General features: G+C 35.7%; 27 protein-coding genes and 1 pseudogene. 17 read left to right on the top strand and 11 right to left on the bottom strand.

Translation table 11 applies throughout. The features are described from left to right. The first annotated feature begins 117 nt into the window (after nucleotides 1-117). The 4 genes from ABWU48_RS04505 to ABWU48_RS04490 all read left to right on the top strand — a co-directional run bounded on the left by ABWU48_RS04505 (nucleotide 118) and on the right by ABWU48_RS04490 (nucleotide 2577). The gene (locus tag ABWU48_RS04505) at nucleotides 118-666 is read left to right on the top strand and encodes a head-tail connector protein (protein ID WP_095742630.1); all 549 of its coding nucleotides are present in this window, start codon (nucleotides 118-120) and stop codon (nucleotides 664-666) included. 306 nt (nucleotides 667-972) lie between these two features. Next, on the top strand, nucleotides 973-1383 hold the full coding sequence (locus ABWU48_RS04500; protein ID WP_209473187.1) for a DUF3168 domain-containing protein: 411 nt from the start codon (nucleotides 973-975) through the stop codon (nucleotides 1381-1383). Continuing rightward, entirely contained in the window at nucleotides 1358-1747 is a 390-nt protein-coding gene (locus ABWU48_RS04495) for a phage tail tube protein (RefSeq protein WP_209473189.1), read from the top strand. Before ABWU48_RS04500 ends, ABWU48_RS04495 begins: the two co-directional genes overlap by 26 nt. A 65-nt stretch (nucleotides 1748-1812) precedes the next feature. After that, on the top strand, nucleotides 1813-2577 hold the full coding sequence (locus ABWU48_RS04490) for a hypothetical protein (RefSeq protein WP_353288287.1): 765 nt from the start codon (nucleotides 1813-1815) through the stop codon (nucleotides 2575-2577). Nucleotides 2578-3083: 506 nt separating this feature from the next. Here the strand turns inward: ABWU48_RS04490 and ABWU48_RS04485 are convergent. The 4 genes from ABWU48_RS04485 to ABWU48_RS04465 form a co-directional block, all read right to left on the bottom strand. Next, the gene (locus tag ABWU48_RS04485; protein ID WP_084741697.1) at nucleotides 3084-3248 is read right to left on the bottom strand and encodes an IS3 family transposase; all 165 of its coding nucleotides are present in this window, start codon (nucleotides 3246-3248) and stop codon (nucleotides 3084-3086) included. Beyond that, complete coding sequence (locus tag ABWU48_RS04480) at nucleotides 3241-3402, bottom strand: DDE-type integrase/transposase/recombinase (protein ID WP_010082071.1); 162 nt, start codon at nucleotides 3400-3402, stop codon at nucleotides 3241-3243. Before ABWU48_RS04480 ends, ABWU48_RS04485 begins: the two co-directional genes overlap by 8 nt. A gap of 3 nt (nucleotides 3403-3405) precedes the next feature. Then, entirely contained in the window at nucleotides 3406-3702 is a 297-nt protein-coding gene (locus ABWU48_RS04475; protein WP_094189604.1) for an IS3 family transposase, read from the bottom strand. A 122-nt stretch (nucleotides 3703-3824) separates the two neighbouring features. Further along, nucleotides 3825-4127, bottom strand: a complete 303-nt coding sequence (locus ABWU48_RS04465; RefSeq protein ID WP_151807816.1) for a transposase — start codon at nucleotides 4125-4127, stop codon at nucleotides 3825-3827. Between the two features lie 154 nt (nucleotides 4128-4281). Here ABWU48_RS04465 and ABWU48_RS04460 point away from each other — a divergent pair, with 154 nt between their 5' ends. Genes ABWU48_RS04460 through ABWU48_RS04450 form a run of 3 tightly spaced genes read left to right on the top strand, consistent with a single transcriptional unit; the run spans nucleotide 4282 to nucleotide 6048 of the window. Beyond that, nucleotides 4282-4605 (top strand): HNH endonuclease signature motif containing protein, encoded by a 324-nt coding sequence (locus ABWU48_RS04460; RefSeq protein ID WP_264705791.1) that lies wholly within the window; start codon nucleotides 4282-4284, stop codon nucleotides 4603-4605. After that, the gene (locus tag ABWU48_RS04455) at nucleotides 4602-5036 is read left to right on the top strand and encodes an Rpn family recombination-promoting nuclease/putative transposase (RefSeq protein ID WP_353288286.1); all 435 of its coding nucleotides are present in this window, start codon (nucleotides 4602-4604) and stop codon (nucleotides 5034-5036) included. Before ABWU48_RS04460 ends, ABWU48_RS04455 begins: the two co-directional genes overlap by 4 nt. A gap of 7 nt (nucleotides 5037-5043) precedes the next feature. Beyond that, the gene (locus tag ABWU48_RS04450) at nucleotides 5044-6048 is read left to right on the top strand and encodes an Mrp/NBP35 family ATP-binding protein (RefSeq protein WP_007548295.1); all 1005 of its coding nucleotides are present in this window, start codon (nucleotides 5044-5046) and stop codon (nucleotides 6046-6048) included. Nucleotides 6049-6247: 199 nt separating this feature from the next. Here the strand turns inward: ABWU48_RS04450 and ABWU48_RS04445 are convergent, their stop codons facing one another. Then, nucleotides 6248-7204 (bottom strand): IS5 family transposase, encoded by a 957-nt coding sequence (locus tag ABWU48_RS04445; RefSeq protein WP_209472359.1) that lies wholly within the window; start codon nucleotides 7202-7204, stop codon nucleotides 6248-6250. A 34-nt stretch (nucleotides 7205-7238) separates the two neighbouring features. Between ABWU48_RS04445 and ABWU48_RS04440 the strand changes: the two genes are divergently transcribed. From ABWU48_RS04440 to ABWU48_RS04430, 3 genes are all read left to right on the top strand, one after another. Then, on the top strand, nucleotides 7239-7406 hold the full coding sequence (locus ABWU48_RS04440; RefSeq protein ID WP_174516144.1) for a hypothetical protein: 168 nt from the start codon (nucleotides 7239-7241) through the stop codon (nucleotides 7404-7406). A gap of 131 nt (nucleotides 7407-7537) precedes the next feature. Further along, nucleotides 7538-8686, top strand: a complete 1149-nt coding sequence (gene ubiH / locus ABWU48_RS04435; RefSeq protein WP_209473195.1) for a 2-octaprenyl-6-methoxyphenyl hydroxylase — start codon at nucleotides 7538-7540, stop codon at nucleotides 8684-8686. Between the two features lie 441 nt (nucleotides 8687-9127). After that, nucleotides 9128-10090, top strand: coding sequence for an IS481-like element ISWpi4 family transposase (locus tag ABWU48_RS04430; protein WP_006279689.1), 963 nt, complete (start codon nucleotides 9128-9130; stop codon nucleotides 10088-10090). 2 nt (nucleotides 10091-10092) lie between these two features. Here ABWU48_RS04430 and pth read toward each other — a convergent pair whose 3' ends face one another. Then, nucleotides 10093-10641: an aminoacyl-tRNA hydrolase gene (gene pth / locus ABWU48_RS04425; RefSeq protein ID WP_065094970.1), complete on the bottom strand. Its 549-nt coding sequence runs from the start codon at nucleotides 10639-10641 to the stop codon at nucleotides 10093-10095. Then, on the bottom strand, nucleotides 10641-11252 hold the full coding sequence (locus tag ABWU48_RS04420; protein WP_010962412.1) for a 50S ribosomal protein L25/general stress protein Ctc: 612 nt from the start codon (nucleotides 11250-11252) through the stop codon (nucleotides 10641-10643). The genes pth and ABWU48_RS04420 overlap by 1 nt, the downstream gene beginning before the upstream one ends. A 145-nt stretch (nucleotides 11253-11397) precedes the next feature. On the opposite strand from ABWU48_RS04420, the gene ABWU48_RS04415 reads away from it, so the two are divergent. After that, nucleotides 11398-11697, top strand: a complete 300-nt coding sequence (locus tag ABWU48_RS04415) for an NADH dehydrogenase ubiquinone Fe-S protein 4 (protein ID WP_065094969.1) — start codon at nucleotides 11398-11400, stop codon at nucleotides 11695-11697. 301 nt (nucleotides 11698-11998) lie between these two features. Here the strand turns inward: ABWU48_RS04415 and ABWU48_RS04410 are convergent, their stop codons facing one another. Together ABWU48_RS04410 and rsmH are read right to left on the bottom strand one after the other, a co-directional pair. Continuing rightward, nucleotides 11999-12310 carry a hypothetical protein gene (locus ABWU48_RS04410; protein WP_007548286.1) on the bottom strand — a complete coding sequence of 104 codons (312 nt, stop codon included), beginning with the start codon at nucleotides 12308-12310 and terminating at the stop codon, nucleotides 11999-12001. Continuing rightward, nucleotides 12307-13251 carry a 16S rRNA (cytosine(1402)-N(4))-methyltransferase RsmH gene (rsmH, locus tag ABWU48_RS04405; RefSeq protein WP_209473203.1) on the bottom strand — a complete coding sequence of 315 codons (945 nt, stop codon included), beginning with the start codon at nucleotides 13249-13251 and terminating at the stop codon, nucleotides 12307-12309. The genes ABWU48_RS04410 and rsmH overlap by 4 nt, the downstream gene beginning before the upstream one ends. Before the next feature lie 218 nt (nucleotides 13252-13469). On the opposite strand from rsmH, the pseudogene ABWU48_RS04400 reads away from it, so the two are divergent. Beyond that, a pseudogene (locus tag ABWU48_RS04400) lies at nucleotides 13470-14716 on the top strand (MFS transporter). A 27-nt stretch (nucleotides 14717-14743) separates the two neighbouring features. On the opposite strand, the gene map reads toward ABWU48_RS04400, so the two are convergent. Further along, nucleotides 14744-15526 (bottom strand): type I methionyl aminopeptidase, encoded by a 783-nt coding sequence (map, locus tag ABWU48_RS04395; RefSeq protein WP_141456790.1) that lies wholly within the window; start codon nucleotides 15524-15526, stop codon nucleotides 14744-14746. Nucleotides 15527-15658: 132 nt separating this feature from the next. Next, complete coding sequence (gene ftsA / locus ABWU48_RS04390; protein WP_353288285.1) at nucleotides 15659-16897, bottom strand: cell division protein FtsA; 1239 nt, start codon at nucleotides 16895-16897, stop codon at nucleotides 15659-15661. A 138-nt stretch (nucleotides 16898-17035) separates the two neighbouring features. On the opposite strand from ftsA, the gene def reads away from it, so the two are divergent. From def to nuoG, 5 genes are all read left to right on the top strand, one after another. Next, on the top strand, nucleotides 17036-17575 hold the full coding sequence (gene def / locus ABWU48_RS04385; protein WP_264329787.1) for a peptide deformylase: 540 nt from the start codon (nucleotides 17036-17038) through the stop codon (nucleotides 17573-17575). Further along, nucleotides 17565-18386, top strand: a complete 822-nt coding sequence (locus tag ABWU48_RS04380) for a uracil-DNA glycosylase family protein (RefSeq protein WP_353288284.1) — start codon at nucleotides 17565-17567, stop codon at nucleotides 18384-18386. Before def ends, ABWU48_RS04380 begins: the two co-directional genes overlap by 11 nt. 661 nt (nucleotides 18387-19047) lie before the next feature. Continuing rightward, the gene (locus ABWU48_RS04375) at nucleotides 19048-19254 is read left to right on the top strand and encodes a hypothetical protein (RefSeq protein WP_038250894.1); all 207 of its coding nucleotides are present in this window, start codon (nucleotides 19048-19050) and stop codon (nucleotides 19252-19254) included. A 66-nt stretch (nucleotides 19255-19320) separates the two neighbouring features. Continuing rightward, entirely contained in the window at nucleotides 19321-19533 is a 213-nt protein-coding gene (locus ABWU48_RS04370) for a hypothetical protein (protein WP_006279675.1), read from the top strand. Then, the gene (gene nuoG / locus ABWU48_RS04365; protein ID WP_353288283.1) at nucleotides 19518-21587 is read left to right on the top strand and encodes an NADH-quinone oxidoreductase subunit NuoG; all 2070 of its coding nucleotides are present in this window, start codon (nucleotides 19518-19520) and stop codon (nucleotides 21585-21587) included. Before ABWU48_RS04370 ends, nuoG begins: the two co-directional genes overlap by 16 nt. Nucleotides 21588-21631: the final 44 nt, after the last annotated feature.

The following is a 21631-nucleotide window of genomic DNA, read 5'->3' as shown; positions in this document are numbered from 1 at the left end:
GCGCCAATTTAACTTAATGTTGCATGCAAGCTGCATAGCTAAAGTAAGTAAGATTTGCCCCACGCTGTCACGAGGTAAACCTTACTTATTCTAGCTATATCAAAAAGGAGGGTTATTATGTCAATAAGATCTACTTCACCAAGAATATCTGTGCAACGTAAATCTAAGCCTGAATCTTTTCCAGTTACTTTAGAAGAGGTTAAATCTTTTTTACGCATTGAGAACGACCAGGATGATAAGTTGATTTCAGATCTAATTTTTATGGCAACTGATTACGCTGAATGGCATATGGAAAAGTCACTGGTGAAACAAACATGGCAAGTTTCATATGAAGATTATGTACCTCGTAGGATCTATTTAAGCTATGGCCCTGTGAGTAAGATAGTATTGGCTACTGCAATGATGTCTAAAAATCAAGAGAAGAGTACACTTAAGTATTATTTTAGTGATGTAGGGGGCTACGTTGAGTTTTTCAATTGTTTGAATGCAATAAGAGTTGATGTTGTATACGAAGCTGGTTATGACAATGTTCCTGAGCAGATAAAACTAGGTATTATGCGGCATGTTTCTGCTCTTTACAAAAATCGTGAATCGGAGGTAAGTAGCCATTTATCTGAAGTGAAGAAGGTATATTCTCCATTTCGCGAACCAAAGGTTGTTTTGTAGCTCTTTCTGGTCATTCAAACTGGGCTACTACGTCATACCGTTACGGATAGATCCCGCTAACAAGCAGCGGGATGACGAGGTATAAACCTTATCGTCATACCGCCGCGGTATCTCAGCCGCTAACACGTAGCGGAATGACAGCAGTCCTACGTCATACCGTCACGGATAGATCCCGCTAACAAGTAGCGGGATGACGAGGTATAAACCTTATCGTCATACCGCGATTCATTCGCGGTATCTCTTAACATAGATCCCGCTAACAAGCAGCGGGATGAAGAGTTTCTATATATCTTTCGAGGGTTAATTATGAAAAAAATTCAAGCTATAAACGAGTTGTACAGTAGCATTTATGAAGCACTAAAAGCAAACTCTGATTTAAGGAAATATGTTACTAACATTTATGACTACTTACCTAAACAGGTCACCATTCCTTACCTGAGATTGCGTGTAGTGAATTATAATAACCTGCATATGCTGTCCAATTTTGCTACAAAGGCAAGATTTTCATGCGACATATATACTTATCATATAGACAGTATGTTTGCCATTATAAGGCATATTCACTTGATACTTAAGAGCATTGAAGGTTTTAATAATGAGGCCATTTTAGAAAGTAATTGTGCTATGGATCAGCACGATGAAATTTTACATTCAACAATTAATTTTGATATTTTAATAAAAGGAGGTGATAATGAGCAAATTACAGCTAAAAATTAAAGATCATGACAATAATTTTATTGTGTTAAATAATATAAGAAACCTAAGGTTTACTTTGCGTAATAACAGAGAAGAGGTGAAAGATATTTCTTCTTTTGGCTGGAGGAAAGTGCTCGATTGTGCTGGAAGCAGACACATTACGATAAAAATTAATGGAATTTTAGACTCTGTATTAGCTGATGAATTATTACGTAATTCTGCTATGCTAAACTCTAATAATGATTATGAAATTAGTTTTAATGCTAAGGAAAAGATAAGGCTTAGGTGTTCAGTTGAATTGTATGAGAGGTATTATGATCCTGTTACTTTTGACAGCTTTACTGTAGTTTTAACTAGTGCTGAAGTTGTAAACGCTTTTCATTAATGTTAATTTAATTTTTTCATATACAATAATAACTGGTGAGAATTTTAACTAAATTAAAAAAAATCATGAATGACGAAAACCTTTTCGAGGAAGACGGTGATAATATTGAAGAAAATAACGATGATAAAAGAGAGAGAAGTTTAGAAAATGAAAATCAGCAAAATCAAGAAGAACAACACAAAGAGGAAGATAAGCAATACATAATACAGTATATTCAAGACTATTTGAAAGTTTTTGAGGATATTCTAAATCAGATCGACGAAGGAATTGATAATTCGGATAGTTACGAAAGGACTATGCAAATAAAGCGAAGCATAGACAGGCTCATAGAGACTTTATATAGTCAGGCTGCGTCCGAAGATATTGATGCAGAATTTGAAACTACCAAACACACTCGCGATAAATCAGAATCTATGAAAAGAGTTAGAGAGAAGAGAAGAAAGCAAGTGATAGAAGAAGTATTAAGTAGCATGTTTGCCCAGCAACAAAAGGAGCTAATGAACGCTAAACACTTAAGTCATGGACATGAAACAGCAAAAGATGGGGATGTCCACGAAGCAAAGGAAAAAGTGAAGTCTTCAATCAGGGGAGTGTTGTTTTCGGTGATTGCTCATAGGATGGATCCAAGAAGGAGGGCAGGGGAAACTGCTGACGGTAACGAAAAGCAAGCTCATATATATGGCAGGGAAGCAGTTGGTGGAGCTTTAGGTGCATTGTTAAAAACGTTTTTAACAGCAGTTATTGCCGTTGTGCGTGAACCGGAAACATCTTTTGCAAAACAAGTTGAAGAAAGCAGAAACGCAGATTCACAAAAGGGTCGATCTGTGTAGATTTCTCCTTGTAATAATCTTTCGATTCTACTGTCTGTTAATTCAAATTAGGGTTATAAAATTTTAGAAGCCAGCTCTTATATAACCAATTTATAGCAAGAAATTACGATACAAAAATCAGCGTCCGTTAGAAAATAAACATAACACAGGGTGATAGAGTTGCCTCTATCCATAAGCGTCAGTTAAGCTCAAAATTGTAAGCTTAAAATATGGTTGAATAATTATTAATAATAGTATATAATTATTAACGTTTTTCAGGCATTTTTGTTATGGGTGCGCCAAGTAAGCGTTTAGAATACAGTTGGTGAAAATCCAACTTAGGCAAAGTCTAGCCAACAGCCTAGAACAGACCATTATGCTGCGTGAGGTAACGAGCGTAGTAAAGCTAATGGAATGGACAATATAGGGTGCAATGAAAAATGACCTTACCCAGAAAAAGTGGAGAGAAAGTGTGGAATGTTTTTTACAAAAAGAATGATGCATCAAATTGTTCTGGAATGCAATAGTTAATAGTGACGTTGTTTGTTATAAAAAATTTCTATGTATTCAAATATTGCAGTTCTAGTGTGTTGAGCAGAGTGTTGTGAAGTATCAATAAGTATTTCTCTTTTCAATGAGCTAAAGAAGCTTTCTGCAACAGAATTGTCGTAACAACAGCCTTTATTACTCATCTATATTCTTTACAGCTAAGAGATATTGATACCCTTGCGCAGTATATTGTGAACCTTGGTCACTGTGCAGCAGTAGATTTTTAACAGGTTTACGCCTATTAATGGCCATTAATAAAGAGTTCATAACCAATTGTTTATTTATTGCACTACTCATTAACTACCATACGTGAGAATTATTGCTGCCAAATATAGCCATCCCTCCTTGGTTTTGATGTAAGTAATCCCATACTTTATTTGGTTGATCAACAATAAAGTTTTGATCTAGTATATTGGGAGCTACAGCTCTATTATCTGTTTGTTGTTTTTTAATTTTAAACTTTCTTCTCAGTATAGCCCTGATGTCATTTTTCTGCATAATACTTTGCACCGTTTTCAAATTGCAACTTTTACCCAAAGCCTTCAATTCAGCATGAATTTTAGGAGCTCCATATCTACATTTAGAAACTTGATATATTTTTTGAATAGCTTCGAGTAGCTCTTTATTTGCTGATTCTCTACTGCTTATTTTTCTTGTGGTCCACTTATAGTAGCCACTAGCAGAAAATCCTACATAATTCCTGTACTTTATAGCAGTTACTATATAAAAAAATATTTTACTCTTTTTGACTGGCCAGGGCTTTTTTTTAAATGTCTCTTTCCCTTGTTACTCTTGCTTTGTAAATCAAACCTCTCTTTGTCGTAAGGAGCCATGTTACCTCTACCTGGAAATGCATTTGCCGCTGACTTTTTTTCGTTATATTTCTTCATCCATTTTCCTAATACACTATCCCTTATTCCTAGATCTCTTGCTACTTTTGCAACTGGTTGACCTACCTTTCTTTGTTCATTTGCCAGCTTAACAGCTTCCAATTTGAATTCTGCCGTATATTCTCTTACCATTTCTAATCCTCCAAAATTTTATTTTACCCAAAAAAACTCTTTTCTTTCTCTCCACTTTTTCTGGGTAAGGTCAGTCTTTAGGCACCCAAACAAAGGGAAATGCTGGATAAAAAGAAAATACTTTAAAAAGTATAATAACGATAACTGGCGTTTTATGACAAGTAACGAGATACATTTTATTATACACAGCGATCATGTTATTAAACGACATATCAAAGTGCAAAAAACCAGATCTCCATATGATGGTGATTGGGTTTATTGGGGTAAACGTCTGAGAAAAATACCAGATAAGCCATTAAGAGTAATAAAACTATTGAAGTTACAACAAAGTAAATGTGATAATTGTAGACTATGGTTTAAAAGTGATGATACAATAGAAATACATCACAAAGACCGGAATAGACGAAACAACATGATCAAAAACTTATCTTTGTTACATGGACATTGTCACGATGAATTACACAGGAGGTGTGCATGAAAAGCTCCAAATTGGAGAGAAGCCGTATGAGGCGCAAAGTCTCACGTACGGTTTTGAAGTCGAGTGAGGAGGGGCGACCTTCTTCACTTAGACAACAATATGCAGATGAAACTACGGAAGAAGACTTAAGGAAAATAGCAGAAAAAGCACCAATAATAAAGTTAGCCTACGATGAATTAGATAGGTTTAGCTGGAATGAAAAAGATTTAGTAGCATATGAAGAAAGAATAATGGATCTGCGGAAAGAAGAAGGCATCCTCGCTAAAAAACTTGATGAGGGAAAGATTGAAGGAAAGATTGAAGGAAAGATTGAAGGAAAGATTGAAGTAGCAAAAAACCTACTTAAGGCTGACATCTCTATTGATATTATCTCTCAGAAAACCGGCCTTCCTCAAGCTGAGATTAAACGACTTCAGGAAGAAATCACCTAAAAGGCTAATGATCAACGAAAAAATTGTAAGAGAGAACTTAAAAAAAGTCATAGAGCAAAAAAGCGGTAAAGATGTGATCGCTCTTGGCATAATATCTTCAATTATTATTAAAGGTCAAGATGTTGGTTTTGTGCTTGAAGTTGCCGGTAACACGCAAGCAAATGAAGAATTAAGAAGAAATTGTGAGCAAGCTGTTAAAGCTATACCGGGGGTGACAAAAGTGACCGTGGTTGCTACTTGTCAAAAACAAACTGGGCAACAAAAAGCTAAATTACATATCGAAGGAGTGAAAAATATAATCGTTGTGGCCTCTGGTAAAGGCGGTGTGGGCAAGTCCACAGTTGCGCTAAATCTTGCTCTCTCATTAGCAAAGTTAAAACACAAAGTTGCGCTGGTTGATGCAGATATATATGGTCCTTCAATTCCTAAAATGCTTGGCGCTGAAAAATTAAAGCCAGAAATACAGGATAGTAAAGCAATGCCTATAGAAAAGTATGGACTGCATACTATTTCAATTGGCTATTTTATCGATAAAGATCGTGCAGCAATATGGCGCGGACCTATGATTACAAAAGCACTTTATAGTCTGCTAATGGGAACAAAATGGTCCGATATAGAGTATTTGATAATTGATACACCACCTGGAACTGGCGATGTGCATTTAAGTCTTATGGAAAATTTTAACTTAACTGGGGCGATAATAGTTTCAACTCCACAGGAGCTCTCTTTAATCGATGCTCGCAAAATTTATGATATGTTTACAAAGCTCAGCGTACCGGTTATTGGCATTGTAGAAAATATGAGTTATTTCATTCAAAGCGGCTCAAAAATATACATATTTGGAAAAGACGGTGCAAAAAAAATGTCTGAGGAGCTGGGCATCAAACTTCTAGGCAGAGTTCCTCTAGATCCACAAATATGCCATGCTTCTGATTGCGGAAATCCTTTAATGTTAAGTGAGGATTTGGCAGAGATTTATGAAGACATTGCTCAAAGTATAGTTAAACAATAGAATAAGCGTGAGAAACATGCGAATCAAAGTCCTCTTTTGTTAGTTACAAAATAGACTGCTTGCATAACCATTATTTACATGAAAAATTAGCAGCTTTTGTCATTCCAGCGCGTGACGCTGGAATCCAGAAAAAAAGAAGAATGGATCCCAGTGGGCTTTGTTGCATCGCTCTTCGGATAGTAGGTAACGCACAATAAATTTATGAAGCTATCTCAAATTTAGCCATACCAATATCAGTGAACTTATTGAGCAAATAGCATTTAACAAGTAGTTCCTTCTCTCTATTTGTCTCAGATTTATTCCTAAAACTAAACCCGAATGTTTGTTTCAGTCGCGAGAAAAAACTTTCTATATAAGATCTTTTTCCATAACTCATCTCTTTTTTCCACTTCTTTATACTATCTTCATCATATGACTTTATGAGCTTGACTGCAGAATTTCTCTCAGCCATATAGTCTAACTTTGGATGCTCTGCTGCGTTGTTTTTCGGAGGAATTTTCGTTTTTATACCATATTGATTACACAGCTTATAGAGCTTTTCTCTGTCATATGCCCTATCTGCATATAGTACTTTTATGACATACTGAAAATCGACTTCTTTTAGCAAATCACAAGCTCCATAGTGATCAGAGTAGACACCGTTACTGTATTTTACAGCTATGGCTTTTTTGCTGTTTGTATTCAACATTACATGCAATTTTCTTGTCTGTTCATAGCTGCGATACTTTCTATCTTCGCTATTTTCTTTGCTATGACCAGGAGTGTTGTTGTATATACTAATTCCTGTACTGTCTATAGCAATTTCGATATCTTCCATATTATTTTTATCAATTCTGCAATCATTGATCTTAATATTGAGTTTCTTAAACCTTCTTGATGATTGTGAATAGCTGATAACTTGCAAATTTTTCCCAATTTGCTCAAGGTATCCTGCTATAAACCCAACTGTTTGCCTCAGGCCTATTCTAAATAAACAAGTTATTATGTGCACCAAAATTACAACTTTATCGCTATAAATATTGTTGCCACCTGGTATTTTTGGACCATTCTCGTACCACTTTTCTATGGCTTCGTTGATATAATGAAAAATATTTCCTCTTTTTTCTAGAAATTTGTTATATTCGCTATGGTTACTGACCCTCATTTTTTGTGGCATATTTTTTCTTTCAAGGTTAAATGGCTATTTTATAATGAATTTTGTCAGTAGCCACCAGATTTTTTCAGTTGCTATGCAACAAAGCCATCCCAGTGTCAAGCACTGGGATGACACCTTTATGTTTGAGGCAAAACCGGCCATAGCATTTAACACACTGCCTTCGCAAAATGTTCGTACAGTTGTTCGTTACGTGCTGGAATGACAAGGTGGAGTGTCTTTAGATGTCATCCAAGTAGCTGACACTGGGATCTAAAAAATTTAATTTATATATAAAGTTTGTTTAAACTATTTTCAAAACAGATAAAATATAATTTTACAATTAGCGTAAATAAAATGAATTATGATGTAATCATTTCAGGTGGTGGGTTACTTGGTCTTATTACTGCCATTGGCCTCAGTTGTGACTCTGTGTCTGTAGCTGTGATTGAAAAAAATAGTCTACCACGTGTAGTAGATGACAACCGAGCATTTGCTATTTCTCAAGGTTCGAAAAAAATATTGGAAAAATTAGGGATTTGGCAGTTTATAGAAAGCGAAGCTGAGCCAATACTTGATATATGCATATTAGATGCGGTTACTGTGCATTACAATCATAAAATGGTTGGTGAAGAACCAATGGGTTATGTTATTAACAATGCCACTATATGGAATGCAATCAACAATAATTTTTTGAATAAACTAAATATATACTCTCCACATTCCTATAAAACAATTGCTTGTGATTCAGGATATGTGGAAGTTATTCTTGATAATAACCAGGAATTAATATCATCGCTACTTATCTGCGCTGAAGGCAAGAACTCTAAACTACCAGAGTTATTTTCTATACCGACAGCGAAATTTGATTATAAACAAAGTAGCATAGTATTTAATGTAAAGCATGAACTGCATCACCAAAACTTAGCTGTAGAGCGTTTTTTTCCTGGCGGTCCATTTGCAATTCTACCGATAAAGGATGGCTATACTTCTTCGATAGTTTGGACAGAAAAATCTGGAATTTCAAAAATGCTAATGGATCTGTCTGAAGAAGAATTTATTATAGAGCTTAAAAAAAGATTTGGTTCTTATTTAGGAAAGATAAAACTAGAGGGTGAAAGAAAACTTTATCCTTTAAGTTTTGTTTTCGCAAAAAAGTTATATAAGGGTAGAGTTTTGCTTATCGGCGATGCAGCACATTCAATTCATCCAGTTGCAGGTCAAGGGCTTAATCTTGGAATTAGAGATGTAGAAAGTATTATAAAGCACGTAGTTGCCGCAAAAGCATCTGGTATTGATGTTGGCAGTAGTTATTTATTAAAGAAAATTTCACGTAACAGATACTTTGATAATTTTACAATGGCGCTTGCAACTGATGGATTAAATAGGATGTTTTCCAACAGAATATTCTGCGCTAAAGCACTAAGAAATCTTGGCTTGATTGCAGTTGAAAATTCAAATTTCCTCAAAAAACGCTTCATTCGGCATGCTATGGGATTTATATAAATCACTATTTTATAGCTAATGCAAGTCAGGTTTCCCACGGCATACCGCCGCGGTATCTTGGCCGCTAACACGTAGCGGGATGACGAATGTATCTGTTCAGCAGTTGTGTTAAAAGTCAATAGAAAAATTGATGTAGCTGTGGATAAGTACTTTTATCTGTATAAACGTGCTTATCCACAGCTATACTGGCTCTTAGATAGAAACAGACAGAGAGTTATATTCCTCAGTAAAAACCCTGTCATCTCTGACTAAAGAGTTAGCAAGAATAAGCAATTTCCTCATGGCAGCAGTGGAAGCAATTTTATATGGCTTTTTATATTGACTATATAATCTAGTAAAGAAAGGTTTGATATAGGAATTAGGGGGGGAGGGGGGATGTATGGTCCCAGAGTGTGATGGTATGATAAAATATGAGAAAACAATACCATCAAAGGAGGAATTATGGGACAAATATTACATGGGTGCGCCAAAACAACAGAGACAATTCGTAGAGCAATACAAAATAGTAAAGAGAGCATAGCAAAACTCTCCAGGTACTATAACCTTAATCCAAAAACTATCATTAAATGGAGAAAACGGTCTTTTGCCAAAGACGCTGATATGGGTCCGAAGCATGCAAGATCAACTGTTTTAACTTTAGAAGAGGAGGCTGTAATTGTTGCATTTCGTAAGCATACTCTATTGCCATTAGATGATTGTCTCTACGCTTTGCAAACCTCAATCCCACACTTGACTCGCTCTAGTCTACATCGTTGCTTACAGAGGCACAGCATTAGCAGACTACCAGATGTTGATGGCGAAGTTAAACCAAAAAAGAAATTCAAACAATATCCTATAGGCTATTTCCATATTGATATTGCAGAAGTCAGAACAGAAGAAGGAAAGTTATATTTGTTTGTTGCAATAGATAGAACATCCAAATTTACGTATGTTGAGTTGCATAAAAGTGCTACAAAACCTATAGCTGCTGAGTTTCTACGTAATTTGATTAAAATTTTACCATATAAAATCCACACTATTTTGACAGATAACAGTGTACAATTTACCAACCAAAAACGCCATAAATACGCTTTTCAACATATATTTGATAGAGCTTGTGAAGAAAATGACATTGAACACCGTCTAACAAAAGTTAGCCATCCTTGGACAAATGGGCAAGTTGAGCGTATGAACAAAACTTTAAAGAATGCCACTGTTAAGAAGTATTACTATCAGTCTCACCAGCAACTCAAAGAGCATCTTTATGACTTTGTTATGGCCTACAATTATGCTAAAAGACTCAAAACTCTTAAGGGTCTTACACCTTTTGAGTTTATATCTTTACAGTGGACAAAATCTCCTGAATTGTTCATACTAAATCCACACCATCACACTCTGGGACCATACACTTCCTGTGTTTCGTAATATTATACAATCAAATTGATAAAAGCTGTATTATCTCCTTGCAGCATTAAGTGTATATTTTTTGCTATTTTTTCCACTAAGGGAGTAACATTATCAAAATTTGAAAATTTTGATAACACATAATCTGCTAAGCTTCTTTGATCTTCAGGTCTACCCACTCCAAATCTCAAGCGCCAATAATCGTTGCCAATAAAACTATCTATGGATTTAAGTCCATTATGTCCAGCAGAGCTACCACCTTTCTTTATTTTTATTCTTCCAAGTTCCAAATCAGCGTCATCGTGTATGACAACAATATTATCTAGCGATAATTTGTAAAAATTTCGTATTTTTGCAACAGGGATGCCTGAATTATTCATAAATGAATAAGGCTTTATTAACATGATTTTATTATCATTAATTATGCCAGAGGTTATTAGATAATCGGCTTTTTTAGAGAACGACTGGAAATTCCAATATTTGCAAATTGTATCAACTACGATGAAGCCGATATTATGATAAGTTAACTCATATTGACCACCAGGGTTACCAAGCCCAACTATCAGGTGCACTATTCCTCTGTTTCTGCTTGAGGTTCTTCAACGTCACTATCGGCAGCAGAAATTGTAACAATGGTAAAATTTTCTTCTTCATGAGCTACAAACTTAACACCTTCTGGTAATTTTACATCATTAATATGTATAGACTGGCCAATCATTTTACCGGATAAATCAACTTCAATAACCTGAGGTATTTTATCAGGAGAGCATTTAACAGCAATAGAACGACACAAAACATTAAGCACTCCACCTAATTTGATTCCTGGAGCTTTACTTTCATTCACAAATGATAGAGGTATGTCTATTTTAATTTCACTGCCTTTATCAACAAACTGAAAATCAACATGTTGCACAGTATCCTTTACTACATGCAATTGGATATCGCGAACAAGAGCATATTCCTTTTTGCCCGAAATATTCAGCTCTATCAAATGTGCAGAAAGAGAGCCTGACTTATATTGCTTTGTGAATTCCTTTGCAGACAATGTCAAATTTACATTATCATGGCCCTTTCCATATATGATTCCAGGGATGTTTCCTTTCTTCCTTAGAGAATGCATCGCTTTTGTTTTTGTTATATCACGTAACTCTGCATTAATTGTTACTATTTCCTGTTGCGTCATCGGTTACTCCTATTCAGCTAATCCTTTTAATATAATTTAACAATAATATAACATAAAAATATTTATTTCAAACTTCATTCTTTCATACTAATTGTTTGTGAAAGGATTTATTTAGATATATATTTAAGCTTATTTAACAAGAACTATGGGCATTGACGATAAAGTAGTTTTTAGGATTTATAGACCAACAAGAACTGCAACACAATCTGGTTTAGGTAATACAAATTTCTGGCACCTGAAAATTGAATCTGGCTCTTACTACATTGAACCTTTAATGGGGTGGGTTGGCTCAAAAGATCCAAAAAAACAGATTGTATTAAAGTTTGATTCTCTTGAAAAAGCAGTATTCTACGCAAAAAAACGCAACGTTAAATACATAATTGAAATGCCAAAAAATGTTAAGAGGCTGCCAAAATCTTACGCAAGCAATTTCATACTAAAGTAAGTTGCACAACAAATGGTGTTATGCAAGTAGCTGACACTGCTCTCCTTTGTCATCCCAGTGCCCAGACACTGGGATCCAGGAATTTTATTAAGTTGGTAAGCATAAAAATAGCTGTTTTACGTTAAAATACAATGTTTTTGATGATTATGGAAAGGCTGGATCCCAGTGTCAAGCACTGGGATGACACCATTTGTTGTAAACTCACTTTTACTCTATGGTTATACTACCTTGCCGCTATCCTGAACGGATACAAAGTAAGTTTTATTGTGATGTGCTCATCTGTAAAAAATAAGACTTAATCTCACTGTTGATCATGGATTTTAAGTTGTGCTAACACACTGCGGCCATTTAAAGAGTCAAGATTTTTAACCTGGCTAGCCAGTATTAAAGAGTTATTTTTTAGGTATTTCTTTACAAGGCTTGCAAGTCTTTTTGGATTATTTAAATAGCTCCACTCTGCTTGTAAAACTTTTATATCACTTTGTACTAAATTAATTTCACTTTTTATTTTTATTAGCTCTCTATTTAACGACTGAACATGTAATTTTACCTTAAATAGTCCTACAATGCTAAGAAAAAACATAACTATTGAGATGATGCAGAAAGTTCTCACGACAACCTCTGTATAGCTCTTAGTTTTGCTGAGCGTGAACGCGGATTTGCACTTACTTCTTCTATACTTGCTTCGATCACTTTTTTATTTAGCAGAGAGAATGTCTTGCAATCAGTAGCACATAAATCTTTAAAAAAAGTTTTGACTATACGATCTTCTAAGGAATGAAAGGTGACGACAATTAATTTGCCATTCTCACTTAAAATCTCAGATGCAGCTTTAATACCCTTTTCAAGTTCTCCCAGCTCATCGTTTACCCATATTCTGATTGCCTGAAATGTTCTGGTTGCAGGATCAATTTTGCTTTTTCCACGGAACACCACAGAACGTACAATGTTCGCAAGCTCAAATGTAGTTTTGATAGTTTTCTTCTTCCGTGCACTTACTATTGCTCTTGCGATTTTGCGAGAATGATGCTCTCCTCCGTAGTTATATATAGTATTTGCGATTTCTTCTTCGCGTAAAGCATTAACAAACGTTGAAGCGTTTATATAAGAAGAGTTATCCATACTCATATCGAGTGGACCATCATGTAAAAATGAGAACCCTCTATCTCCGTTATCAAGCTGCATAGATGAAACTCCGATGTCAAAGACCACTCCATCCACTCCGTTTGATGTCATTCCAGCGCGTGACCAGTTATTTTTTCCAGTATCAAGTACTGGGATGACAGGAGATGGCTCAACGCTGCTTAGTATACTTTTAATATTACTAAACTTCTCAATGAATAGTTTTATTCTATCGGGATATCTAACGCTTAAATCATCATAAAACTTAGTTACCGTTTCATCTCTATCAATTGCATATACCTTGCAATCAGCTGACTCCAATATTGCTTTGCTATACCCTCCAGCTCCAAATGTGGCGTCCACGTATATGCCACCATCCTGCGGTGATAGTAGTGATAGCATCTCTTTTAACAAAACTGGAGTGTGTGTCATATCAAAAAATTTAAGTACAGTTGGTGTAGATATCCTACTCTACTCTACTCTTCACATCAATTTTATTTATGTACATAGATTTTCTTGCCAAAATATGGTATCTTATCGGAATATATGAGCAATAATATTAAAATCAAGGTTTAATATTGTTAATATAATATTCACATAACGTTCACATTTTTTTTTATATATAAGATCAAACAGGCTATAGGGAAATTATGCAGCAAATAACAAAAGTAATATTTTCAAGTTTGATTTGTAACACTTTATTGTGGTATGACCACATGCTTTTTGGCCACTTAATAAACATAATAGGTGGTGTGTTTTTTCCATCGGATGATCAACTAACCAGCGTATTGAAGGCTTTTGGAGTGTTTGCAGTGGGTTTCTTAATGAGACCAGTCGGTGCTGCTATATTTGGTCACATTGGTGATAAACATGGCAGAAGAGTTGCCTTATTGCTCTCGATTATATTAATGACTTTATCAACCGTATTAATTGCTTTTGTTCCAGGTTATCAAAGCATTGGAATACTAGCGTCAATGCTGGTAGTGTGTTTAAGATTATTGCAGGGTATATCTCTTGGAGGAGAAGCAGGAAATGCACCATTTTTAATAGAACATGCTCCTAAAAACAAAAAAGGATTTTTTGGCAGCATTGAGGTATTAAGTGCAATTCTTGGTTCAATATTAAGCCTGATAGCGGTACTCATATGCAAAAAAGTATCTGATTTTGAATCTTGGGGGTGGAGATTACCTTTCATTTTCAGTTTAGCAATGGGATTAATTAGCATATATATGAGATATATACTTGATGAAAGCCCAGAGTATAAAAGACAAAAAAATCCGTCTAAATTGCCACTAAAAGAGTTATTAAACAATTACAAAAAGCCTGTTCTAATATCAATAGGTATTGACTTGGTTGAAAATGCGTCTCTCTATATATATTTGGTATTTTTCAATGTGCTTACGAATAAAATATTAACAGTAAATACTCATTTTAATCATATAGTGGAAATACTGAGTCAAATTGCGCTCGGAGGATTGACAATATTATTTGCTATACTTTCTGATAAGGTAGGAAGAGAAAAAGTTATGAAATTTGCATTTATAGCTTTTGTAATAGTAAGTTATCCAGTTTTTTCAATGTTATGTAGTGGCAATTACTTGCTGGCACACATTCTTTTATAATTCCAATAGCTGCATCGCTTGGTCCTGTCAGTGCACTTATGTGCGAATTATTTCCAACAAAGGTTCGGTACAGTGGATTTGGTTTATCAAGAAATATAGCTGCTGGATTTTTTGGCGGCCTTGCACCATTTATATGCACAACAATTATCAAGGTTACAGGACAAGAGACTTCAGCTAGTTTTTACATGATTTTCTGTGCATTAATTGGGCTAGTTGCTATATCGCAAATTAAGGGTGAGCTTTCTTCAAAATCACCCAAAGTAAACCAAGTATAGTTGCAGTATAGCAGAATTTAAAAAAATCTAATTATAAGGTGGGAAATGCCAATTCTTAGGTGATAATGTGAATATTTCAGCACCATCTTTTGTCACTCCAAGTGTATGCTCAAATTGAGCAGAAAGTGAAAGATCGCGTGTTGTTACTGTCCAGTCATCGAGTTTACTGAGCAGAGTCTCATGTTTTCCAGCATTAATCATTGGCTCTATTGTAAAAAACATACCTTCCTTTAAGACAAGATCTTCATCTTGATCATAGAAATGCACTACATTTGGTGGAGCATGAAAGACTTTTCCTATACCATGTCCGCAGTAGCTGCGTACGATAGAATATCCAAAATCTCTAATATATTTCTCTATAGCAAGCCCTATTTCATTTAACTTATTGCCGGGCTTAACTTGTTTGATTGCTTCCATCAACGCATTATAAGTAGCATCACATAAACGTTTTGCTTTGATTGATGGTTTGCCAACCCAAAACATGCGACTTGTATCACCATGCCAACCATTTAAAATCACCGTGACATCAATATTTAAAATATCTCCATCTTTAAGCGGTTTATCATCGGGAACACCATGGCACACAACTGCATTTTTTGAAGTGCAAATTGATTTTGGATACCCCCTATAGTTTAGTGGTGCTGGAATTGCACCTGCATTAATTATAAAGTCATGGCATAGATCATTTAATTCATTGGTTGTCACCCCTACCTTTACGTACGGTGCAATGAAATCAAGAGTTTCAGCAGCAAGCCTGCCAGCCTTGCGCATAAATTCAAAATCTTCTTGTGAGTGTATAGTTATGTTCATATTTTCCATGTCTTATTGTAATTGGTACGCTTACTCGCAAGTACATAAACATAATAATTTTACATATTATAAAAATAAGTCCTATGGATCCTAGTGTCAAGTCATTTGTATGAAAGGTGGTAAAACAGAAATCTAGACTGTAACTTTTGATTTAACCCAATTATACAATTTACTCATTTTACCATCCTGACCTAAAATACCAGAATTATTTTTATAAAAAGTGTCAACTATTAGCTTTATAGAGCCTATAGCAGCAGAAAATACAGGATTTTTATCATATTCGCCATCAAGACCGCTACAAGACTCAGGGCACCCAATTCGAACTTGCTTATTGAATATATAGCCTGCAATTTCCTTCATGCTTGTGAGTTGACTAGTTCCACCTGTGATCACTACTTTATTAATTGGATCTTTCTGCTCTTGAAATTGCTCTCTTACCATTTTAAGTATTTCTTCAACTCTTGGTCTTATGATGTTAATAAGCTCAGATTTGAATACTTGAGTAGGTTCATCATTTTCGTTGTTTTGCATTGTAATGTACTCATTCTCATCTATTGAAGTTACGATAGTGCTGCCATACAGTATTTTTATATACTCTGCACGTTCTATGCTTGTGCATAGCCCGTAAGCAATATCTCGAGTGATATGAACACCACCAATTGGAACGCTGCTTGCATACACAAGTTTCCCTCTTTTGAAAATTCCAATTGCAGTGCACCCACCGCCTATATCAACAATAGCAGTCCCGAGCTCTTTTTCATCTCCACTCAGACAGGCAAGACCTGCAGAATATGCAGAAGCAATACAACCTGCCATATTTAATCCACCATTATTGGTAATACAGTTTTCAATATTGGTAAGCGCTGGACGCGAAGCAGTGACAACATTAACATCAGCAGATAGTCTTTTTCCGTACAATCCACCAACTTCTTTTATGTCAGTCATGTCATCTAAGTGATATTTTAGTGGTATATTGTGAATGATAACATTGTCTTCAATATATTTCTCAAATGTTTGAAAAACTACACGTCTTATATCACGCTCAGAAATCTCATGGTTAGCTGCAATAATTTCATTATGTACATTGAAAGATGAGATGCCACATCCAGCAATGTTCACATATATCTGATCTATGGTTTCTTCTGATACTTGCTCAGCTAAACCTATAGTTGATGAGATGGAGTAATTTGCGTGTTTTACATTAGTTATCGACCCACCGTTTACACCTTCTGCAATCTTATAGCCCGTTCCTGTTACTTTATAGCTGAAGTTGCCATTTATTTTAACGATTAGACAAATAATCTTTGTTGTACCTATGTCTAAAACAGCAAAAACGTTTCTCTTTGGTTTTGCTATTACTGCAGAGTACATTAGTTAACCTTATTACGCAATTTCATTTAAATTGTAGCTTCCTTTAATAATTTATATTTCTATTATAGATATAGCAACATTTTAATATACACTAAATTATGGACAAAAGGAAAAGCAAAACATAGAATTATAATTTTTATGTCCATATTACCAATTGTAATTGCCCCTGATGAAAGACTAATCACACGTGCCAGTGAAGTAACAGATATAAACGATAAAATTAAAGAATTAGTAAACGACATGTTCGAAACTATGTATGATGCAGAAGGTCTTGGCCTTGCTGCAGTGCAAGTTGGAGTGTTAAAGAGAATTTTTGTTATGGATATTCAGCTAGAAACGATTGAAAATGAGCCAGCAGGATATGGCTCAACTGGCAAATTTTACATGATTAATCCTGAGATTACAGAATTATCCGATGAACAAGTAATTCTCAAGGAAGGATGCCTTTCAATTCCAGAGCAAAGTCATGAAATTAAGCGTCCAAAGTATCTAACTGTGAAATACAGAGACTTAAATAACGAAGAACAGACGCTAAAAGCTAGTGGTTGGCTTGCAAGGTGTATTCAGCATGAATTAGATCACTTAAACGGCATATTATATATTAGACATTTATCTAAATTAAAGTATGATATGGCCATGAAAAAAGCACAAAAGGTTAAAAAGCATTATGAGCAATAAAGACCTAGAATTATTAAAATTTTACCATGAAGTGGGCGTTGATTGCACACTAATGGAGGGTGAAGAGGAAAAAAAATTGGAGAGCAAAGAGAGTGTACAACCCTCTGTTATCCAAACTGGGACCAAGAAGAAAGATGCAGATATGCGCTGGAATGACACTAAAGATGGAAAAGACATGTTTCCAAGTGATTGGATAATTGAAGCAAGGAAACTTGCAGGTAAATGTGGTAGTGTGGATGAATTAAGAAGTGCAGTTGAATCATTTGAAGGTTGTGAGATAAAAAAAACTGCAACTAATACTGTCTTTTCCGATGGTAATCCAAATGCAAAAATTATGCTCGTTGGTGAAGCTCCAGGAGCAAATGAAGACCTTCAAGGCATACCATTTTGTGGTGCAAGTGGAATGTTGCTCGATAAAATGTTAAATGCAATCAATCTTGATCGCACTAAGGTATACATAAGCAATACTGTATTTTGGCGCCCACCTGGCAATAGAAAGCCAACCGACCTAGAGCTTGATATGTGCAGACCATTTGTTGAGAAGCATGTTGCACTGGTTTCACCGCAAATTCTAATTTTAGTCGGGGGAATCGCATGTTATAGCCTTCTTGACAGCACAAAAACTATATCGAATTTGCGTGGCAGATTTCATATGTACACTAACCAATATTTGTCCAATTCAATCACCACAGCCGCTATATTTCATCCAGCTTACCTACTTCGCCAACCGGCACAAAAACGTTTAGCCTGGGAGGACTTGAAGAAGATTAGGGAGTATCTTGATAACACCAATAACTGCACAAATACCTAATAAAGTGGTAGACCTCTTGCATAGTTTTTTGCAGCATGTTAACAATCGTTAGAAACGAAAAAACTTCCTTGACAAACTCCGCCAGCCCCCTTATCATAAAATTGAAGCTATTGTATTTGCTTTCGCCAATCTGCAGATTAAAAGGTAAGGATTACTTAATGTATCGGCGTCTTATGTTCAATTTTTTGCAGTATATAGATACTGTATGTCTTTACAAAACTTCATCTACATCTAGATTTTTATCTAAATAAGCTGAACGCGCTTATAAAGCGTTACAAGACATCAAAAAATGCCAATACTCGACAGAGATAGTAAAAGACTAGCTAACTCGGGGATTCTTTGTCTTTTTTTCTGCTTAGTAAATTTCTTAAACATTTGCAGCGTAAGTTAGTTGCAATTAAAAGCAGCTTAATCTTGCTTGTCAAGCGTTTAAAACATAAAAAACGCCAATATTTTAAAGCGGATAATAACCCCAGGGCTTCTTTTGCCTTTTTTTTCGTTTGGTAAATTTCTTAATGTTTATAGCTAAACGACAATCGTCATCCCGCAGCGGGATCTATGCTTTGAGATACCGCGAATAAATCGCGGTATGACGTAGAGCTCGCGTTAGCTATACTTTTATGCTTACCAACTCAGTATCCAATCAAAATCCTGGATTTCAGTGTCAAGCACTGAAATGACACCAAAAGGGCTACTGCTGTTTTGGATGGAAACCAGTGTCAGCTACTTGAATCTGCCACGCAAATTGCCTGCAAATTGCAATGTTCGTACAGCTGTGCGTCATGCGCTGGAATGGCATCAAGGGGTAACTTTTTATTTAAACAATGATTGTAAAATGATTATAATAAGAGATCTATTGAAATTTTAAAGTTATTAAATATTGACGCTATATACTTAAGTGTTAAAATAGAATGAAAAGTTTTTAGGAGTTTATATGGCAGCAGGTGGGAAAGCAAAGACAGCTAGTAAAAATAACCCTACTCAGCGTAAGAAAGCTGAGCAAAAAATGTATAAAGATAAACCGGTAAAACCTGTTAGATATATAGATCGTGATTCGCGCATGAATTATATGTCTGCTCAATATGACAACGGCAATCTGGTTGAAGATGAGGTAAGCGGCAATCCTATAAAGTGGGAAGCTGTATAATAGTTGTGGTTAAAGTTACTATTAATTCTAAGGAATGTGAAGTAGAGCATGGGCTCACTATAATTCAAGCTTGTGAAGTCGTGGGCGTTGAAATTCCACGTTTTTGTTATCATGAGCGTTTAGCAATTGCTGGTAACTGCAGAATGTGTTTGGTTGAAGTGGAGGGTGGACCTCCAAAACCAGTAGCCTCTTGTGCAATGCCAGTTGCAGAAGGGATGGTTATTCACACTGATACCCCTAAGGTTAAAAAAGCACGTGAAGGTGTGCTTGAGTTTTTGCTAATTAACCACCCGCTTGATTGCCCAATTTGCGATCAGGGTGGTGAATGCGATTTGCAAGATATCACGATGGCTTATGGGAAAGGAACCAGCAGACTTGATGAGCATAAGAGGGCTGTGCCAAAAAAACACTTCGGACCACTGATTGAGACCGCGATGAATCGATGCATTCATTGCACTCGGTGTGTTAGATTTTTGTCTGATGTTGCAGGTACAAATGAACTTGGAGGAATCGGAAGGGGAGAAAATGTAGAGATTAGCACTTACATAAAAAGGCATATTAGTTCTGAATTATCCGGAAATATCATAGATCTCTGCCCGGTAGGAGCTTTAACTTCAAAGCCTTACTCCTTTACAGCGCGTCCATGGGAGCTATCACATTGCGAAACTATAGATGTACTAGATGCTGTGGGAAGTAGTATTAGAGTTGATTATCGTGGCCCGGAAGTTATGCGAATATTGCCAAGGCTGAGCGAAGAAATAAATGAAGAATGGATATCAGATAAAACCCGCTTTGCCTATGATGGACTAAAAGTTCAGCGTCTTGATCGACCTTATATAAAAAAAGATGGTAAATTAGCCCCAGTTGATTGGAATGAGGCATTAACTGTTGCTGCAAAGAAATTAAAGAATACAAAATCAAATAAAATAGCTGCAATTGCAGGTGATTTAGCAGATTGTGAGTCTATGCTTCTACTTAAAGAAATGATGCAGAAGCTCGGCTCGGGAAATATAGATTGCAGGCAGGATGGTGCAAAACTTATACCAAATAATCGTGGATCGTATGTGTTCAATACCACTATTGAAGGTATAGAGAATGCGGATTTGTGTCTGCTTATAAATACAAACCCAAGGATAGAAGCACCGATCATTAACGTAAGATTGAGAAAGAGATATTTACAGGGCAACTTTCCTGTTGCAAGTGTTGGTCCTAACATTGAATATTTGTATCATGTTGAGAAATTGGGCGATAATCCTGATATTTTGAGTGAAATAGCAAATGGAAATCATAAGTTCTGTAAGCTGCTGAGTGCTGCTCAGAGCCCTATGCTGATTATCGGTCAAGATGCATTAGTAAGAGACGATTCTGAATCAATTCTAATTCTAGCTGGCAAAATTGCAGAAGAATTTAACATGGTCAGAGATGACTGGAATGGCTTTAATGTGCTGCATAAAGCTGCAGCAAGAGTTGGTGGGCTAGATATTGGGTTTGTTCCTAAAAAAGGCGAAAGGGATATTAATCAAATATTGGAACATGCAGAAAGTGGTGAAATAGAAGTTGTTTATCTTCTTGGTGCAGATGAAATTGACACATCAAAGTTAGAAAACACATTTGTAATTTATCAAGGTCATCACGGTGATAAGGGTGCACATGTGGCAGATGTTATCTTGCCTGGTGCTGCATATACAGAAAAATATGCAACTTATGTAAACACTGAAGGTCGAGTGCAAAGAACAAATTTAGCTGTATTTCCTCCAGGTGAAGCAAAGGAGGACTGGTTAATTATTAAAAATCTCTCGCAATATTTGGATCTCTCCTTACCATATGATAGTTTATTTGACGTGAGAAAAAAATTAGATACTATCGGTCCACAGTTTAGAAATGCTGATCAAGTGATAAAAAATACATGGGTACCAATCAGCAGTGGTGAAATAAGCTTAAGTAATACACCTTTTAGTTTAAAGGAGTGTAATTTTTATATGACGGATTCAATAAGTCGCGCTTCAAAAATAATGGCGGATTGTACTAAGGCTTTTTATGATAACGCTAGTTAATGTTTTATTTATTTTAACGCCTTTTTTACTGCCAGTCTTGGTTT

The sequence above is a fragment of the Wolbachia endosymbiont (group A) of Tromatobia lineatoria genome (assembly GCF_964028565.1).
GTDB lineage: Bacteria > Pseudomonadota > Alphaproteobacteria > Rickettsiales > Anaplasmataceae > Wolbachia > Wolbachia pipientis.
Note: the sequence above shows the minus strand (reverse complement) of the source record. Positions and strands in the feature narration are given on the sequence as shown.

Coding starts and splice junctions, on each gene's coding strand:
- ABWU48_RS04495 (WP_209473189.1), top strand. CDS start 1,358: ATGAGCAAATTACAGCTAAAAATTAAAGATCATGACAATAATTTTATT.
- map (WP_141456790.1), bottom strand. CDS start 15,526: ATGAACATAACTATACACTCACAAGAAGATTTTGAATTTATGCGCAAG.
- ABWU48_RS04370 (WP_006279675.1), top strand. CDS start 19,321: ATGGCAGCAGGTGGGAAAGCAAAGACAGCTAGTAAAAATAACCCTACT.
- ABWU48_RS04440 (WP_174516144.1), top strand. CDS start 7,239: ATGAATTTTGTCAGTAGCCACCAGATTTTTTCAGTTGCTATGCAACAA.
- ABWU48_RS04500 (WP_209473187.1), top strand. CDS start 973: ATGAAAAAAATTCAAGCTATAAACGAGTTGTACAGTAGCATTTATGAA.
- ABWU48_RS04450 (WP_007548295.1), top strand. CDS start 5,044: ATGATCAACGAAAAAATTGTAAGAGAGAACTTAAAAAAAGTCATAGAG.
- ftsA (WP_353288285.1), bottom strand. CDS start 16,897: ATGTACTCTGCAGTAATAGCAAAACCAAAGAGAAACGTTTTTGCTGTT.
- ABWU48_RS04465 (WP_151807816.1), bottom strand. CDS start 4,127: ATGGTAAGAGAATATACGGCAGAATTCAAATTGGAAGCTGTTAAGCTG.
- ABWU48_RS04445 (WP_209472359.1), bottom strand. CDS start 7,204: ATGCCACAAAAAATGAGGGTCAGTAACCATAGCGAATATAACAAATTT.
- ABWU48_RS04505 (WP_095742630.1), top strand. CDS start 118: ATGTCAATAAGATCTACTTCACCAAGAATATCTGTGCAACGTAAATCT.
- ABWU48_RS04380 (WP_353288284.1), top strand. CDS start 17,565: ATGAGCAATAAAGACCTAGAATTATTAAAATTTTACCATGAAGTGGGC.
- ubiH (WP_209473195.1), top strand. CDS start 7,538: ATGAATTATGATGTAATCATTTCAGGTGGTGGGTTACTTGGTCTTATT.
- ABWU48_RS04480 (WP_010082071.1), bottom strand. CDS start 3,402: ATGAGTAGTGCAATAAATAAACAATTGGTTATGAACTCTTTATTAATG.
- ABWU48_RS04430 (WP_006279689.1), top strand. CDS start 9,128: ATGGGACAAATATTACATGGGTGCGCCAAAACAACAGAGACAATTCGT.
- ABWU48_RS04415 (WP_065094969.1), top strand. CDS start 11,398: ATGGGCATTGACGATAAAGTAGTTTTTAGGATTTATAGACCAACAAGA.
- ABWU48_RS04485 (WP_084741697.1), bottom strand. CDS start 3,248: ATGAGTAATAAAGGCTGTTGTTACGACAATTCTGTTGCAGAAAGCTTC.
- ABWU48_RS04460 (WP_264705791.1), top strand. CDS start 4,282: ATGACAAGTAACGAGATACATTTTATTATACACAGCGATCATGTTATT.
- def (WP_264329787.1), top strand. CDS start 17,036: ATGTCCATATTACCAATTGTAATTGCCCCTGATGAAAGACTAATCACA.
- rsmH (WP_209473203.1), bottom strand. CDS start 13,251: ATGACACACACTCCAGTTTTGTTAAAAGAGATGCTATCACTACTATCA.
- ABWU48_RS04420 (WP_010962412.1), bottom strand. CDS start 11,252: ATGACGCAACAGGAAATAGTAACAATTAATGCAGAGTTACGTGATATA.
- ABWU48_RS04490 (WP_353288287.1), top strand. CDS start 1,813: ATGAATGACGAAAACCTTTTCGAGGAAGACGGTGATAATATTGAAGAA.
- ABWU48_RS04455 (WP_353288286.1), top strand. CDS start 4,602: ATGAAAAGCTCCAAATTGGAGAGAAGCCGTATGAGGCGCAAAGTCTCA.